The sequence below is a fragment of the Fimbriimonadaceae bacterium genome (assembly GCA_023957775.1).
GTDB lineage: Bacteria > Armatimonadota > Fimbriimonadia > Fimbriimonadales > Fimbriimonadaceae > JAMLGR01.
The window spans coordinates 88,698-104,919 of record JAMLGR010000009.1 but is presented as its reverse complement, the minus strand read 5'-3'; the positions used below and the strand labels follow the sequence as shown (position 1 = coordinate 104,919).

Annotated in this window: 12 protein-coding genes and 1 tRNA gene; 6 read left to right on the top strand and 7 right to left on the bottom strand. The window is 60.6% G+C overall.

The window, feature by feature from the left end; all coding sequences use genetic code 11:
• Positions 1 to 33: 33 nt before the first annotated feature.
• Entirely contained in the window at positions 34 to 717 is a 684-nt protein-coding gene (locus M9921_09425) for an ankyrin repeat domain-containing protein (protein MCO5297063.1), read from the bottom strand.
• 896 nt (positions 718 to 1,613) lie between these two features.
• On the opposite strand from M9921_09425, the gene M9921_09420 reads away from it, so the two are divergent.
• From M9921_09420 to istB, 3 genes are all read left to right on the top strand, one after another.
• Positions 1,614 to 2,741, top strand: coding sequence for a Fic family protein (locus tag M9921_09420; GenBank protein ID MCO5297062.1), 1,128 nt, complete (start codon positions 1,614 to 1,616; stop codon positions 2,739 to 2,741).
• 2,119 nt (positions 2,742 to 4,860) lie between these two features.
• Complete coding sequence (istA, locus tag M9921_09415; GenBank protein MCO5297061.1) at positions 4,861 to 6,396, top strand: IS21 family transposase; 1,536 nt, start codon at positions 4,861 to 4,863, stop codon at positions 6,394 to 6,396.
• 12 nt (positions 6,397 to 6,408) lie between these two features.
• On the top strand, positions 6,409 to 7,164 hold the full coding sequence (gene istB / locus M9921_09410; protein MCO5297060.1) for an IS21-like element helper ATPase IstB: 756 nt from the start codon (positions 6,409 to 6,411) through the stop codon (positions 7,162 to 7,164).
• Positions 7,165 to 8,819: 1,655 nt separating this feature from the next.
• Here istB and M9921_09405 read toward each other — a convergent pair.
• From M9921_09405 to M9921_09385, 5 genes are all read right to left on the bottom strand, one after another.
• Complete coding sequence (locus tag M9921_09405) at positions 8,820 to 9,332, bottom strand: hypothetical protein (protein MCO5297059.1); 513 nt, start codon at positions 9,330 to 9,332, stop codon at positions 8,820 to 8,822.
• 17 nt (positions 9,333 to 9,349) lie between these two features.
• Positions 9,350 to 10,540, bottom strand: a complete 1,191-nt coding sequence (locus tag M9921_09400) for an ISL3 family transposase (GenBank protein ID MCO5297058.1) — start codon at positions 10,538 to 10,540, stop codon at positions 9,350 to 9,352.
• A 173-nt stretch (positions 10,541 to 10,713) separates the two neighbouring features.
• Positions 10,714 to 11,616, bottom strand: coding sequence for a hypothetical protein (locus M9921_09395; protein MCO5297057.1), 903 nt, complete (start codon positions 11,614 to 11,616; stop codon positions 10,714 to 10,716).
• Between the two features lie 83 nt (positions 11,617 to 11,699).
• Positions 11,700 to 11,855, bottom strand: coding sequence for a hypothetical protein (locus tag M9921_09390; protein ID MCO5297056.1), 156 nt, complete (start codon positions 11,853 to 11,855; stop codon positions 11,700 to 11,702).
• A 301-nt stretch (positions 11,856 to 12,156) separates the two neighbouring features.
• Positions 12,157 to 12,232: transfer RNA gene (locus M9921_09385), tRNA-Asn, on the bottom strand.
• Positions 12,233 to 12,405: 173 nt separating this feature from the next.
• Here M9921_09385 and glpX point away from each other — a divergent pair.
• On the top strand, positions 12,406 to 13,371 hold the full coding sequence (gene glpX, locus M9921_09380; GenBank protein MCO5297055.1) for a class II fructose-bisphosphatase: 966 nt from the start codon (positions 12,406 to 12,408) through the stop codon (positions 13,369 to 13,371).
• Positions 13,372 to 13,452: 81 nt separating this feature from the next.
• Here the strand turns inward: glpX and M9921_09375 are convergent, their stop codons facing one another.
• The gene (locus tag M9921_09375; GenBank protein MCO5297054.1) at positions 13,453 to 13,725 is read right to left on the bottom strand and encodes a hypothetical protein; all 273 of its coding nucleotides are present in this window, start codon (positions 13,723 to 13,725) and stop codon (positions 13,453 to 13,455) included.
• A 151-nt stretch (positions 13,726 to 13,876) separates the two neighbouring features.
• Here M9921_09375 and M9921_09370 point away from each other — a divergent pair, with 151 nt between their 5' ends.
• Positions 13,877 to 15,376: an AAA family ATPase gene (locus M9921_09370; protein ID MCO5297053.1), complete on the top strand. Its 1,500-nt coding sequence runs from the start codon at positions 13,877 to 13,879 to the stop codon at positions 15,374 to 15,376.
• Between the two features lie 66 nt (positions 15,377 to 15,442).
• Positions 15,443 to 16,201, top strand: a complete 759-nt coding sequence (locus tag M9921_09365; GenBank protein MCO5297052.1) for a hypothetical protein — start codon at positions 15,443 to 15,445, stop codon at positions 16,199 to 16,201.
• Positions 16,202 to 16,222 lie beyond the last annotated feature (21 nt).

The window sequence follows — 16,222 nt, the reverse complement described above, 5'->3', positions numbered from 1 at the left end:
CCCCTCAACAGAGGATCGACGCGCATCGAATGCCTAGCCGCCCGCGGATGGGCGGAGAAGGCTCAGGAGTTCGCCCTCCCCCGACCTCCCTTTGAAGAGTCCCGTCGCTGCCCAATCGTAGGCGGTCTGGCCCTTCGCGTCCTTTGCGTCGAGGTCTGCACCGAGGTCGATCAGCAGCCGGACGATTTCAATCGGAGCCTTGTCTTTCGGGAGACCGGAAGAGAAGACGCTGTGCATCAGCGGGGTCATTCCCCGGTTGTCCTTTGCGTTTACGTCCAAGCCCTGATTCACGAGGAACTTCACGATTTCGAGATCTCCGCCGTTGGCGGCGTAATGGAGGATCGTCTCCCCGCTCTGACCCCGTTCATCCAACCGTGCGCCAGCCGCGACAAGCCGCTTGAACGGCTCGGGGCCCGTCTCCGATGCGAGACCCACGGCGTAGGAGAGCGGGCTTAGGCCGTTTGCGTCCTTCAGGTTGGGGTCGGCCCCGTGGGCCAGCAGGACGTCGAGGATGTCGAGGTGCTCCAGGCTCGAGATCAAGACCGAGAAGCCGCGTGCCGGGTTGGGGTCCCGCGCGTTGGGGTTTGCGCCTTGGGAAAGCAGTTCACGGGTCTTCGCGAGGTCCCCCTCTCCCACGGCCTTCACAAGCGCTGCATCAAGTTCGGCATGCGAGGGCCCGCATCCGCCGGCAAGCACGACCAGGCAGCCGAGGAGCATCCCGAGGGCATTTGTGGCCGTTCTTCGATCACGGGAAAGGGACTGTCGCATCTTCTTGTCCCCACGATTCCAAGCGTCGCAAGGATGACCCCATTCTAGGCCAAACCCGTGTGGCGTCTACCGGGCATCAGAGATCTCGGAACTCCTTTGGTTCATGCTTACGACCGGCACTCGCATTGGAGAAGCTACCGGAGTCCGTTGGGTTGATCTCGATTTGCCGGCGAGACAGGTCCACTTCACGGGCCAGCTTCAGCGAGACGGGAGCAAGCTCGTTCGACGCGTGGGCACCAAGACCAACCAAGACCGCATACTACCCATCGGCTCTGACCTCGTTGCGGCGCTACGGACATGGAGTCCCGTCAGATGTTCGATGGAATCAAGGACCCCGAAGGGATCGCGTTTCTGAACGCCTACGGTCGTCGGCTCGACCCGAAGTACGTTGCGCAACGCCTGAAGGCACTCTGCCGGAAGGCGGGCTCCCCGAGGTTTCGCCTCACAAGCTCCGCCACCCCGCTGCGAATCTGGCCTTGGCCGAAACGGGGGACCTCCACGCGGTGGGAAAGATGATCGGACACGCACTGATCGCGCTGACGGCCGATCTCTATGGGCACGCTGACGCAAGACGGTTGAAGCCCGTGTCGGTTGCTTTGGGTTTGGGGGGGCCTTGACGGGCAATCATTCGGGGAAGCTGAAGGCTCAAGGTTCGCAGGGTCCTTCATTGTCGGCTCTTCTGTGGCTCAGGTATCTGTGCACGGGCTCAAGAACCCTCGGAATACGGGCTGTGGAAAACCGTTGAGTCTTTTTTGGCCATTTGTACGTCTTCCGTGACATGTTATCCTCTGTTGTAATGGATAACGCCACTTGGCATTACAACTCCAATCGGGATGTCACGGATCATGATCGGTAGATATATTTCTCAGCCAGCAGGTTACAAGGCCTTTATTCCAGAGGCATTCCCACCCATAAATCTAACACTCAGTGAGAGTGTCCTGTCCGTTCTTGAGGCTGCCAACCTAAGCTTGGGAAGGCTTGATGGCATTACTGAGTTACTGCCCGATCTTGACCTTTTCATCTTGATGTACATCCGCAAGGAAGCTGCCCTTTCCAGCCAGGTGGAGGGTACTCAAGCCACTATGGTGGATGCCATGAAAGCTGAGGCCCAGATGATCTCGGGGCTCCCAGATGATGTTGACGACATCCGCCGCTACATACAAGCGATGAACCAAGGTCTGGCTCGCCTCAAGGAACTTCCTCTCTCGCTTCGATTGGTTCGGGAAGTGCACGAGACACTTCTTGCTTCGGGGTGTAGATCCCATGGCCACGTGTATCCCGGCGAGTTCAGAACGACGCAAAACTGGATCGGGGGAGGATCGCCGGCAAATGCACGGTACGTTCCCCCTCCGCCGGATCCCATGAAGAGCGCTTTGGCCGATCTTGAGAAGTTCATCCACGCGCCCTCATCACTACCAATCCTCATTAGGGCAGGACTTGCCCACGCCCAGTTCGAGACGATCCATCCCTTCGTGGACGGCAACGGACGGACTGGCCGCTTGCTAGTGACGTTCTTTCTCTGTGAAACAGGCGCGCTGAAGCGTCCAGTCCTGTACTTGTCGGAGTTCTTCAAGCGCTACCGAGATGCGTACTTTGATCAGTTGCAGGCATATCACGATTCCTCTGACATCAATGGATGGCTCTCCTTCTTCTTGGAAGGCATCCGTCAAGTTGCCGACGAGGCGATTGAGACCGCAAGAGGAGTCAACAGACTCCGCGACAAGGACATTCCTCGAGTTGCGGCATTTGGCCGAAACCAGGCGACGGCCATGACTCTCCTCAAGCACCTTTACGGGAGCCCCTTCATTTCGGTGAAGACTGTCGAACGCGTCACTCAACTCTCGCGAACAAATGCGAATCGCCTCGTGGCCAAGTTCACCGATGCCGAAATCCTGGTTCAGACCGACGAGACTGTCGAGTACGGGCGGAGATTCGTCTATCGAGAGTATCTGGACCTGTTCACCTCAACGTAGGCGGACCACTTGGCCCGGCAGATCCGCACTCGCCCACAACCATCGATGCGGGCATGGTGTTGAGCCGTACCGCTCCTCCCTCGCCCACCGCTACGGGTGGGACTCGGTCCGGCGAAGGGTTTGCCAACCACGCGAGACACGGCTCTCATAATGGCGATTATCAGTTCGCTTCGCAAAGGACTCCCCCCCGCTGCGCGGGTCCCCCCTCTCTGATAATCGGGCATTATGAAGCCGCAGGAACCATGAGGATTGCCGTCTCTTGCCCTTCTCCGTGGCTCGTGCGAGGCGTAGACGGTCTCTAACGGTGCCGCCCCGGTGTACGGTCCGTGCGCCTTCTTCGGCGCTCTCCCCTGCCACCGATTCGGCTCCTCACCCCGTTCCCCTTGTCCTACCCTGCAACTCGGTACCCGCTTCGCCGCCGTCCCGCCCTTCCGCTACGACGGTCTCCGCCCACGCCCACGACGCCAGGACTCAGCCATGCCCTTTCGGGCCGCCTGATCGATCCCTTCGCTTCGCTACGGGCTATGATCGCCCTACGGGCACGGCTATGGCTGGCCCTGACGACGCGGTACCCACCGTCTCTGCTCCAGTTCGTGCCAGCATCGGCGCTCACGGGTGGCAGCCACTAATGCCGACGCGGTCAGCCAAGCCCCAGAAGTGCACTTGCAACCACCAAACCCATTTTCGGAGCTACAGCATTTCCAATGGCTTAACTTAGCTCCGTACGAGTTGCACTTGGATATGGCCCCTGGGTTACTTGATGGGTTGCCTACATAGTACGAGTATGGATTTGGACCAATGAGTTGACCATCGATCGTATTTCACGTTGCCAAGTCAAGGCTCAGGCAGTCCTTGGTGCGGCCGTAGACCTCGGACTGGCTCAGGCTCACGTCACCATTGAAACCGTCGATTCCTCGCCACCCGAACCTCGCATTCGACCCGACACCAGCACTGATTGCAGGATCGGAGGTACCTGCAACCTGAAGCAAAGCAATCAATAGAAGGAAATCGAGTACACCTAGGACTACCACTCCAACCACAGATTTCCATGATTTTAGCAGACTGGCGATAAGCAAGCACGTGGACCCTACGCAATAACAAGCGCCGCCGACAACGCTTAGAAATCCTGCTTGGAAATACTGAGACGAAGGAGCTTGTCCCTGACTTAGGCTTAGGATCAGCGGTACTGGCGACGCAAGCAGCAGCGTAAAACCTGCAACGCTCAGAAATCTAATAAAATGGCCTTTCAACGTCTTCACATTCTCTTTGCTTGTTGCGATAGCCGCCGTCTTCGCAGTATCCGTATTTCGTTAGACTGGCACAAAGAGCAAGCAACTGCTTATAGTATATATTCCACAGACCAACCACGAACTCCAGCTGGTCTTGCCTGGAAGACCACATTTCCTGTACATTGCATTGGTCGTTGCGGTTACTGCTACGCCGGCTCCAAGAGTGATCGTGTCAGAGGTGCCCCAATAGCCAGTATACGACAGGATGTGTGTCCGTGCTGTAGAAGTCTCCCGCTGAACCTCGAAGGGGAATCGAACTCCGCAACAGAGGGAGTTCAAACCGTTCCCATTAGGCGTCCCAATGTGAGAACCATCAGGTTAAGATGTGGGAAATTCAGCATTCCCCTTCGGTGGGCTTGGCGGGAGCGCATTCGCACTCTGTTGGCAGGTTTGTCCGAAGACGACCAGCGTTTCGTGGATGCAACTCCTTTTGACCGCAACCCAGACTCATCGAAGAATGGAGGAGTAGCATGAGCAGGGCGAACCATTCTGACTTGACCGCATCCTATCAACACATCTCCGAGATGGGAAGACTGGAGATTGCCAGGAGGCGAGCTCAGGGGAAACGATGGGTCAGGCACCACTGGGGTTCCGAAAGGTCCAGGTGAACGGCAAATCCACCATTGCATGCACCGGCCCAAAGCGATCGCTCATTCCGGGCCATGCCGATCACGGATTCCGGGGCATGGCGATCACGGATTCCGGGCCATGCCGATCGGTTTTGGGCTCTTGTCCGGAATGAGCGATCGGCATGCTCCGGAATCTTCCCAGGTGCTGGATAACCGAATCCGCCATCCTTGGCTTCTCGGAGTTCGCTCCAGGAGGTGGGAATGGCACAGGAGAAGTTGTCCGTGCGCAAGATCAGAGAAGTCATCAGGTTGAAATTGGGCTGCGGGCTGCCCAACCGGGCGGTGGCCCGGAGTTGCCGCGTTTCGCCCAGCACCGTCAGCGATTACGTCAATCGCGCCAAAGCGGCAGAGCTCGGTTGGCCGTTGCCGGAAGAGATGGACGACAAGGCGTTGTTCGCTCTTCTGTTCCCGGTGCCGCAGCGCGAATCCGGGACATCGGTCCCCCTGCCGGAGTGGGCCAAAGTCCGCGCCGAGCTGAGCCGCAAGGGGGTCACGCTCCAGTTGCTCTGGCGCGAGTACCGCGCCGAGCACCCGAACGGCTACGGCTACAGCCAGTTCTGCGAACTGTACGGACGCTGGAAGAAGACGTTGAACCCTACGATGCGGCAGAGCCACGAGGCGGGAGAAGGCTACGTCGACTACGCGGGGTTGACCATGTCCGTGGTCGATCCATCTACCGGAGAAGTGCGCGAGGCGCAGATCTTCGTCTATACGCTGGCGGCCAGCAACTACATCTACGCCGAGGCGCAGTGGACACAGGAACTGGCCAACTGGATCGGCGGCCACATCCGCGCCTTCGAACACTTCGGAGGCGTTGTGCCGCTGACGGTGCCCGACAATCTCAAGTCGGGTGTTCACAAGGCGTGCCGCTACGAGCCTGACTTGAACCCGACGTACCTGGCGTTCGCCGTCCACTGCCAAGCAGCGGTGGTGCCCGCGCGCGTGAGAACCCCCCGGGACAAGGCCAAGGTCGAGACCGGCGTGCAGATCGTCGAGCGCGACGTGCTGGCGCCGTTGCGCGACCAGACCTTCATCGGGCTCGCAGCCGCGAACGACGCAATCCGCCAGCGCCTAGCGATCGTCAACGAACGGACCATGCGTCACCTCGGGCAGAGCCGCAGGGAGCTGATGGACCTGGTCGACAGGCCAGCACTCCTGCCGCTGCCCGATCGGCCCTTCGAGATGGCGGATTGGAAGCCGGCCAAGGTCGCCATCGACTACCACGTGGAGTTCGACCACCACTTTTACAGCGTGCCCTACCAGCTCATCGGCAAGCAGGTCGAGATCCGCGCGGCCGCGCTCACCATCGAGGTTTTCGAAGGGGGCGTGCGCCTGGCCAGCCACGTGCGCTCGCAGCGTCGGGGCGGGCACACGACCGATCCCGCGCACATGCCCGAAAGCCACCGCGCCCACGCCCAATGGACCCCCGAGCGCTTCATCGCCTGGGCGGCGCGCATCGGTCCCCAGACGCAGGCCGTGATCACCGAACTCCTCGAAAGGCGCGTCCATCCGCAGCAGGCGTTTCGCTCGTGTCTGGGGGTGCTGCGCCTGGGAGACCGGTACACCCCCGAGAGGCTTGAAGCCGCCTGTCGGCGGGCGCTGGTCTTCGGGCTGGCCGGATACAAAGGCGTCAAGAACATTCTCGATACCGGGCTGGACGCAGCGCCGCTGCCCCAGCCTGAACTCGAACCGACGGCCGCCCATGCCAATGTGCGCGGCCCCGACTACTACACCTAAAGAGGAAAGAACATGCTCACGCAACCGATGCTCGACAAGCTGACCGCCATGCAACTGAACGGCCTTCGCGCCGGGCTGGCGGTCCAGATGCAGAGCGCCCAATACGCCGAACTCTCCTTCGAAGAGCGGCTCGGGCTGCTCATCGACGAGGAATGGACCGCGCGCCAGGCCGCGCGGTTCCAGCGCCGGCTCAAAGCCGCCCGCTTACACCAAAACGCCACTATCGAGGACCTGGACATGAAACCCGGCCGAGGAATGGACCGCGCGCGCATTCTCGGTCTTGCCGGGGGCGATTGGATCGCGCAGGGGCAGGGCGTCATCGTCGTCGGTCCAACCGGCGCGGGCAAGACCTACGTCGCTTGCGCCTTGGGCCATTCCGCCTGCCGCGCCGGGTTCACCGTGCGCTACGAGCGGCTCGGGAGGCTCCTCTACAGCTCCACGCTCGCCCACGCTGACGGCTCGTATCCCAAGTTCCTCGACGCGCTGCGGCGAGTCGAGCTCCTCATCCTCGACGACTGGCTTCGCGATCCCCTTACCATCGCCCAGGCTCGGGACCTTCTCGAAGTGCTCGACGACCGGTACGGCTCAAAGGCGACGCTTCTGGCTACCCAGATCCCGGTGGAAGAGTGGCATTCGCGGCTGGGCGATCCAACCTTGGCCGACGCGATTCTCGACCGGCTCGTCCACAACGCCAACCGTATCGATCTCAAGGGAGAATCCCAGCGCAAGGCCCGGTCCTCCTTGACCATGCCGATCGCTTCACGCTAACCTATGACCATCCAGCGCCAAGGCTCTGAACGTGATCGCCATGCTCCGGAATTGGTGATCGTTTTCGCCGGAATATGCACCACCATCGCTCCAGGCCCCGAGACCTTCCCTTTGGTCTGTCCCTCGGGAGCCGATAGCGAGAATCGAATCCCATTAACGTCCACGCTTTGAATCTTGCGACGTGGAACATGCCACCTCTGGTACCTCGGCCACAGAAGCCAGGCCTCAACCCGCTCGCCGGGCCGATAAAAGGAATCCGTTGGAGGTGGCAATGTCAAGCTATCTCCCTCGATACGCCATGGCACCACCTCATAACCCGGATCGCGTTCAGGCCACGGATCGAGTCGCACCAAGACCCTCAACTTCTCCTCTTCAGGAAGTCTCACCGACCCAAAGAAACGGAAACGATCTCCCCAGTCGGATTGATAAGAACGGACCTCTTACTTGAATAGCCCTTAAATGGACTGAAATCGACCGTAACCCAGATGCCTTGTCGAACTGAGGACAGCGTTGTGTGATGACTCTCGCCAATCAAGCTCAGAAAGTCTTGATCATGCATTGCGACCCTAAGAGCGTCAAAGCGCGCTGGATCGATTGGTGTCCGAAGGCCACTTGATGGAGGCGGAGACCCCTTCAAAGACGTTTCTATATGCACGTTCTTGCCCGGAAAGATCCGGACGACAAATTCAAAGTCGTGGCCGTTTAGGGGCCTGATGTGCATCACCGAAACCCCACCCTCAACCGAGGGCTTGCACACCCAACCACCACGCCCAAAACCCAACCTATAGTACATCAACTCCGCCTTGGCCACCGCCTGTGGGCTTGGATGAGCGCCGCCCCCTAAGCATCCAGTTGCCATGCCGGCCAGCACGAGAGTCACAATCCACTGTAAGACATTCATAGCCAAAGATCGCAGATTCGGGGTAATGCCCCCTGCTGGCAAACGATTCCTCTCCTTTGTAGGGCTCACATGTGGAGTCTATCCCTTGTGCACTCGCCCAAGCACCCGAGGTCGATCCGGACGATCTGTTCTTCGCTGAATCTCGATTTCTTCAATGCACGACTCCTCGTCTGTTCAAGACGGAGAGCCTAACGCTTCGGATGGTCTGAATTCTCGGGGGCACTCCACCAGTAGCGAGGTCAAACTCCGCCGATCCATAGGTCCAATTCCAATCTCGTTCGTTTCCCTGCTCAAAGGTGACAACCACAGACGTCTCGTCGGGAAAGAACGCATTGGAAGGATTTTGCCATCGTCCATTGTGGATCAGAGAAAGTCCTGTCGGTCCTAAGGCTGCCAGTGCCACCCGTCCACCCGAACCTCGGATCCGCCCGGGCTCCCGTCTTGGCCAGCCGCTCCCCATAAGGCTTGTAGCGGTAGGTGTTGAACACCGTGCCGGAAGAGTTCGCTGTTGCAACAACGGAACCCAAAGCATCGGTCAGGTAGTCCGTGCTGACACCGCCCGTGCTCTGCCCTCGGATCCGCCCGTTCACCGTGTGGTAGTACGTTGTCGCCATCAGCTCTTCTCGCCAAGATAGTCCGAGCCGTCCCAGATCAAGGTGGTTGGTGAACCATTCGCAAGTACTCGGCGTTTCAGACCATCGCAATCACGCATGGGTGATTATCCTATCATTACACACGCAAAGAAGCACGAAACCTACTTACCTTCCCTAAACAAGCCACTATCGCCCACGCCGATTAATCTGATGAGTCTCTCTATAGTTGCCCTTACTCTCTCTAAATCGCTCGGCCTGCGGTTCTCAGGGAGCCTCAATGCACATTCCAGTACATCGACGGACACTTCGAGTTGCGCCACGGTCACGTATTTGCGGTAACCTTGGTTCTTGTCAAGATCAGCAGTATATAAGAACAGTCTATCTACTATGTAGTCCGTGCAAATGACTTCGCTGTACCAGTCACGTAGGTAGCAAAGCATGAGACCACCAAAGTAGTACCATTTATATTGGAACTGCTCAATCTCCTCAAGCGGCGGATGTATCCGCCCTAGCTCCTCGCAGTTTAGTCGATCAAATGGACGATCATTAATCTCGCGAATCATCTCCGCAGCCATGTAATCATAAGGCGGATCCCCGTGAACGTCGCGTATCGTGGGCGTTTCGAAGACCGACCATGCTTGGAGGATTCTATCGTGGAGTTCTTGATCCAACATTTGTGGTTCCTCGCTATTTACTGTGGGTTCTCCTCCGCCAGTTTGCCATGGAGCAGATAGCTCATCGCGATGAGGTTCTTGGTGGTCCGATAGCCTCTGGCCTTGCGTTTGGTGGCCTGGAGCACGCTGTTGTAACCCTCAAGGAGGCCCGTCGAGATTTGGGTTTCGAACCAGTTGAGCACGTTTTTGGCGGCGTTGAAGAGCGTGACCGCGGCTTCCTGAATAGGCCGGACGCCGGATTCGAAGGCCCGTGCGATCCACCTGTAGAACTCGTGGCAGGCCTGCTCTCTGGGAAGGTGGAACAGCTCTTGGAACTCGAGCTTGAGGCCGTAGCACCTTGCGGTTTTGGAGAACGGCTCGGCTGTGAGCGCGGCTTCCAGCGCCAGCCGCTGCTTGTCCGTCAGGCTGGTCGGATTCTTCAGCCAGAGCCACCGAGTGCGCTTGAGGCTCCTACATCCCCGGCTCTCCTCGCGCCTGACCTCGTCCAGGGCTCGGGAGACCAGAGCGACCAGATGGTATTTGTCCAGCGTGACTCCAGCTTTTGGAAAGTGTCGGCGGATTCCCGAGAGAAACGCCGGGCTCATGTCGCAGGAGAACTCCAGCACGCTGCCCGGCTTGACTCCCTTGGAGCGCAGGTACTTCTTGAACTTGCCGAGCGTGCTCCCCGAACGGCCCGCCGTGACGAACAGGGTTCTCCTCTCGACGAGGTCGACGAAGGCCGTAACGTAGTCGTGGCCGCGTCTGGCCGACGTCTCGTCCACTCCGACCCTGCTGGGCTCGCCGATGTCGGTCGCGGCGAGACACCGCTTCACATATGCGTGGAGAATCCTCCAAAGGCGCGTGTCGTGCACCTTGAGCTTGCGCGCGGCCGCATACACAGGCATGTCACGCATCAGGGAGATCGCACACGCTTCGAAGTCCATCGTGAACCCGCTGCCGGGCCGGGCCCACGGAACCTCGACCGTGCGCACCTTCCCGTCCTTGCCCTTCACGCGCGGCACTCTGGCCTCGATGTAGCACGGGTACTTGAAGAAATCCAGATGCCGCCAGCTGCGCTTGGCCGTGTCGTGGACCGGAAGGCCCTCGAACCTGCCGCCCCGCTCGAAGTCCACCTCGATGTGCACCTCGCCGTCTCTGAACTCGAGTTCGACGATCTTCCAGGGCGAGACGAGTCCGAGGCCGAGTTCGAAGAGCTTGGTGGAATCCATGCCGCCGAGCATACGCCAGCACGAGACCGACTGCCAAGACCGTCGACGGACCCGTCAACCCGCCGTTTGGAGGCGCTACACTCGTGAACCTCTACCCACAGTAAATAGCGAGGAGCCACAAGCTCTTTCTTCTGCTTCAGTTCAGGCAGAACGGGAATGTGTGTCCTCTGTCACTACTTCATTCTACGCCAGCTCGGCTCTCCAAGATCCTGTATTCCTAACCGCTGAATGTACTCCTCAATAGCAGCCTTCGCGCTCTGGCGTTCGGCGAGGATCTTCTGCCGTACCTCCGCAAGCACCGGGCCGAAAGCGGATGTCGCTAGGACCGGTTCCGCCGCGGCAAGGAGCTTATGAACATGATCCAACGTGACCTTTCTACGCATGAATGCGTGGTTTGCCGGCAAGAACGCCGGCTCGATCTGTAGGCTATCTAGATCATAAAGACGGATCTTGGCCATCTGAACACGCCCCCGCCATGCTGAAGGAACATCGGTACCCATCAGGCCAGCGCCAAATGCGGTCCACCATTGCCCACGTCCAGCAGTCTTAACATCGCACAATTGGTCCCAGATGCGATCGGTGATAGCGAACGAACACCCCAGGGCATTGAAGATCGACAGAGACATGGAGCATTCCCTCTCATCAGGCATATGTCTCTCCGCACTAGTCCCGGCCGTGGGATTATCAATGGCATCGATGAACGCATCGACCATCCACGTGAGCACGGCATTGCGTTCTCGCTCATCGAGCATCCTTTCCAGAACCCCTCCGTCTGTCACGGACCCATAGAACTTCTGGGGCCCCCCTGATCGATCCGCCATCCCTCGCCACAACGTGATCAAGAGAGAGGGAAAGAGATACGTAAACAGATCCGGTTGTAGTTCTTCAAATCTGAGGTCATCTAGATAGCCAAAGAACTCGTGTTGTTTCGTCTCGCCCCATGGAGCACGCAGGAGCTTCCATAGCTCCTCCTGATCAAAGTCGAATTGAATCTCCGTGATGACACTCGGGCGCCTCGGCTCGCCAAAGATCTCGACAAGTCGAGCTATGAGGGGGTGCCCTTCATTGTCGATCATCCATAAACCTCTCTCTGCCCACAGTATGTGCGACTCACAGTTGACTCATTCAGGGGTGCTTAGCAGAACCCACAATCCCGCAATCAAGCCTCCCGGAGTTCGCCCTGCTTCCTGCGGATCTCGTCGGCTGCGACCAGAATCGCCCGCTCGTCCATCTCGGCCCTTTCTCTTTGGATGATGCCGATCTGCTCCAGCAGTTCCTCGTCCGTCAGGTGGGCATACGGACCCTCGATCCCCACAGCCCTCTAGGTTCGGCATCGCCTTGTCGAGCAGTAACCTGGCACCGTGAATCCGCTGATCTAGGTTCGCCTTCTCGCCTGCGATCTCGTCCCCGCGCTGTACGGCGGCAAGAAACTCCAGCGGGTTGCCATTGCCTCGTCGCCAAAGTGTCAAGAACATCAAAGGACTCTTTCCGGTTAGCTCGGCACGCTGCACGGAAGGCGGAAGCGAATCGAGGAGCCCCGTAAGCCCTCTGCTGTCAATCCGGTCGCAGTCGAGGGGCGAAGTAACCCGGCCATGGCGGATTTGAACCTGGAAAAGTGGCTGCCGCACATGGACTCGAACCATGGACCCGCTGATTAACAGTCAGCTGCTCTACCAACTGAGCTATGCGGCAGCGCCAGAGGAGAGATTATACCTCTCGGGTTGATTCTTGGCTGGAAGTTCGGCCCGCCTTAGAGCGAACTCGCCTGCGCGCCGGGTTCGGCCCGGAGATTGCACCCGCAAGTGATAAACTGGAGACCCCGCGGCCGCAACGACGCGCCCGGGGCGCAAGGGAGCGTTCTTTCTATGTCACTCGACCGCAATCACCATCTCGACTTTCTCCGCGTCACCGAAGCCGCGGCCCTCTCGTCCGCGCGCTGGGTCGGCAAGGGCGACCGCAACGGCGCGGACAACGCCGCCTGCGAGGCGATGCGGCGGACCCTCAACGAGCTCGACATGCAGGGCACCATCGTCATCGGCGAAGGCGAACGCGACGAGGCGCCGATGCTCTACATCGGCGAGGAGCTGGGCACCGGCGACGGCCCCAAAATCCAGATCGCCGTGGACCCCTTGGAAGGCACCAACCTGTGCGCCAACGGCACCCCCAACGCCATCGCCGTGCTCGCGGCGGCCGAAGAGGGCGAGGGCTTCCTCATGCACGCCCCCGACTGCTACATGGAGAAGCTCGTCGTCGGCTCCGAGTGCGTCGGCGTCATCGACATCACCCTCCCGCCGCGCGTCAACGTCCGCCTCATGGCCAAAGCCCTGGGCAAGGACGTGGACGAGCTGATCATCGGCGTCCTCGAGCGCGAACGCCACGACGCCCTCATCGCCGAAATCCGCGAGGCGGGCGCGCGCGTCCACCTCGTGCCGGACGGCGACCTCTCCGTCGCCATCGCCGCGCTCGATCCCGAAGCGGGTATCGACGGGCTGATGGGCATCGGCGGCGCCCCCGAAGGCGTGCTCTCCGCCGCCGCCGTGCTGTGCAACGGCGGCGAAATGCAGGCCCGGCTCAAATTCAGCACCAAGGAGCAGCGCGAACGCGCCGAGAAGATGGTGGACGGCGACATCGACCGCGTGTTCCGAGGCGAAGACCTCGCCAGCGGCAACGTCATGTTCTCTGCGACCGGCATCACCTCGGGCGACCTGCTCAAGGGCGTCCGGTACCGCCGCGGCTACGTGCTTACCGAATCGATCGTCATGCGGAGCGGGACGGGAACGATCCGTCGCATCGAAACGATGCACCGCTACGCCGAGCGGTATGAGTTTTGAGGGGACGGGAATCGGGAGACGGGAATCGGGAGACGGGAATCGGGAATCGGGAGTCGGGAGACGGGAATCGGGCCTAGTTTGTTAGGTCAGTTCTTGGACCAGGTGGGTCCACTCTTCCTGGAACGAGCCTGAGAACACCGAGGCGCCGGTTCGGGTGTACCAGTAGCGCGCGTTGTCGAGATCGCCTTCCTTGCGGTGCAGATACGCGTGCACGAGGGCGGCCTCGCGGCCGGGATCGTCCTGCACCAACGCGTGGGCCTTGCCCCACTCGTCGTGGGCGTCGTGCCAAAGGGCGCGAACGGCTGGAGGCCCCTCGGGGGGCGTCGTGGATTCAGCGAAGATGCCGGGGTCCATAGATCCTTAGATTCTACGACAACTTCGATCAAGGCGTTGCCCCAACTCGGTTCCCGACTCCCGTCTCCCGATTCCCGCTCCCGAATCCCGATTCCCGACTCCCGATTCCCGATTCCCGATTCCCGGCCCCTCCAGAGGTAGCATCCCGGGGATGGACGCTTCCAGCCGCATCGAGGTCCTCATCCGGGCCAAATACCCGATCCTCTACGTCGTTTCGTGGGAGGAGCGGCGCGTCGAGGAGGCGGTTCAGAAGGTGTGCGCGGGCCTCAAACGCACCCTCCACACGTGGACCATCACCCAAGGGATGCGGCCGCCCACGACCGGTCGGGGCACCGGCTCGAAACCCAGCCTCCCCGGCGAGCTGGAGGCGCTTGCGCTCGTCCACGAGGCGCAGGACTTCACGGTCTTCCTGCTCAAAGACTTCCATCCCTACATGAAGGACTCGCGGGTCATCCGCCTCCTGCGCGATCTCGCCCAGCGCCTGCGCGGCCGCGCGCAGACCGTCGTCCTCATGGGCCCGATCCTCAACCTCCCCACCGAGCTTCAAAAGGACATCACGGTGGTGGACTTCGGCCTGCCCGATGCGGAGGACATCTCCAAGTCCCTCGACAAGATCTGCGAGGCCGTCCAGGAGAACAAGAACGTCGATTGCACGCTCACGCCCCTCGAGCGGGAGCTGCTCATCAAATCCGCGCAAGGGCTCACCCTCGACGAGATCGAATCGGTGTTCGCGCGCAGCCTCGTCGAAAAACGCCGCTTCGACGTGGACGTCGTGCTGGAAGAGAAGCAGCAGATCATCCGCAAATCGGGACTCCTCGAGTACTACCCCGCCTCGAACCACCTCACCGACGTCGGCGGCATGGAGCTGCTGAAAGACTGGCTCCGCAAACGGACCCAGAGCTTCACGGACAAGGCGCAGGCGTTCGGCCTCCCCGCGCCGAAGGGCGTGTTGCTGCTGGGCGTACAGGGCTGCGGCAAGTCGCTGATCGCCAAGGCAATCGCCGCGCATTGGAACCTGCCGATGCTGAAGATGGACGTGGGCCGCATCTTCGGGAGCCTCGTGGGGCAGAGCGAAGAGAACATCCGGCGCGCGATCGCCGTCGCCGAGTCCGTCGCGCCCTGCGTCCTGTGGGCCGACGAGCTGGAGAAGGGCTTTTCGGGCCTGTCGGGAAGCGGCGCCGGCGACTCCGGAACCACCGCCCGCGTGTTCGCGACGTTCCTCACGTGGATGCAGGAGAAGACCGCCCCGGTCTTCCTCATCGCGACGGCCAACGATGTCACCAAGTTGCCGCCTGAAATGTTGCGCAAAGGCCGGTTCGACGAGATCTTCTTCGTGGACCTGCCCGACGCGGCGGAGCGGCGCCAGATCTTCGATATCCACCTCAAGAAACGGGGCCGCGACCCCGCGACGTTCGACCTGAAACCGGTGGTGCGGGCGACCAAGGGCTTTTCCGGCGCCGAGATCGAGCAGGTGGTGGTGGGCGCCTTGTTCGTGGCGTTCGACGGCGCGCGCGAACTGACCGCCGAAGACTTGATGACCGAGGCCGAAGCCGTCGTTCCCCTGAGCGTGATGATGCGCGAGGAGATCGAAGAGCTGCGGGCCTGGGCCGAGCTCCGCTCGCGCCCCGCCTCCAAGCACGAAGGCGACTGACGAACGACCGCACAGGGCTTGACAAAGTACCTGTGTCGTGGTACTGTCAGTACAGGAGGTGATTTCATGAGGAAACGACTGTTCCTGGCAACCGCTCTCTTGGCCGTCGCGGGGGCCGCGTGGTCTCAGGTGTCCTACGTGGGGGGAACGTACAACGAATCGTTCGACACCCTCACGAGTGGAACGTGGACCGACGATTCGACGCTGGTCGGCTGGTACTCCAACCGCACGTCTTACTTCTTCAGCACGGGAACGGGGACGGCGGGCGGCCTCTACGCCTACGGCGCGTCTTCGGGCGCGGAGAAGGCCCTGGGGGCGCTCTCGTCCGGGTCGGCCGATCCGGTGCTCTTCGCGGTTCGCGTGCGCAACAACACGGGTGGAACGCTGACGTCGTTTACGCTTTCGTTTCGAGGCGAGCAGTGGCGTTCGGCGGACACGGCGGTTGAAACGCTCTTCTTCGACTACAAGATCGGCGCGTCGGGCATCACGGACACGGGTTTCACCGGTGTGTCCAGTCTCGACTTCGACAGCCCGAACGTGACGGGCGGGGGCGCCGTCGATGGCAACGACGCCGCCAACCGGGAGTCTCTCGCCGAGACGGTGAACGGATTGAACTGGGCCGATGGCTCGGATCTCTGGCTGCGTTGGAGCAAACCCGACACGGCCGGTTCGGACCATGGGCTGGCGATCGACGACCTGGCGTTCAGCGCGTCGGCGGCGCCGGTTCCGGAGCCGTTCACGCTCCTCTTGGGTGCGGCAGCACTGGGCGCGGCCAGGCGGCGCAGACAGGAGGGGACCCCCCGACCCTCCGGGCAGAGGAGGTGATTGGGTCGTTTGACACTTTTT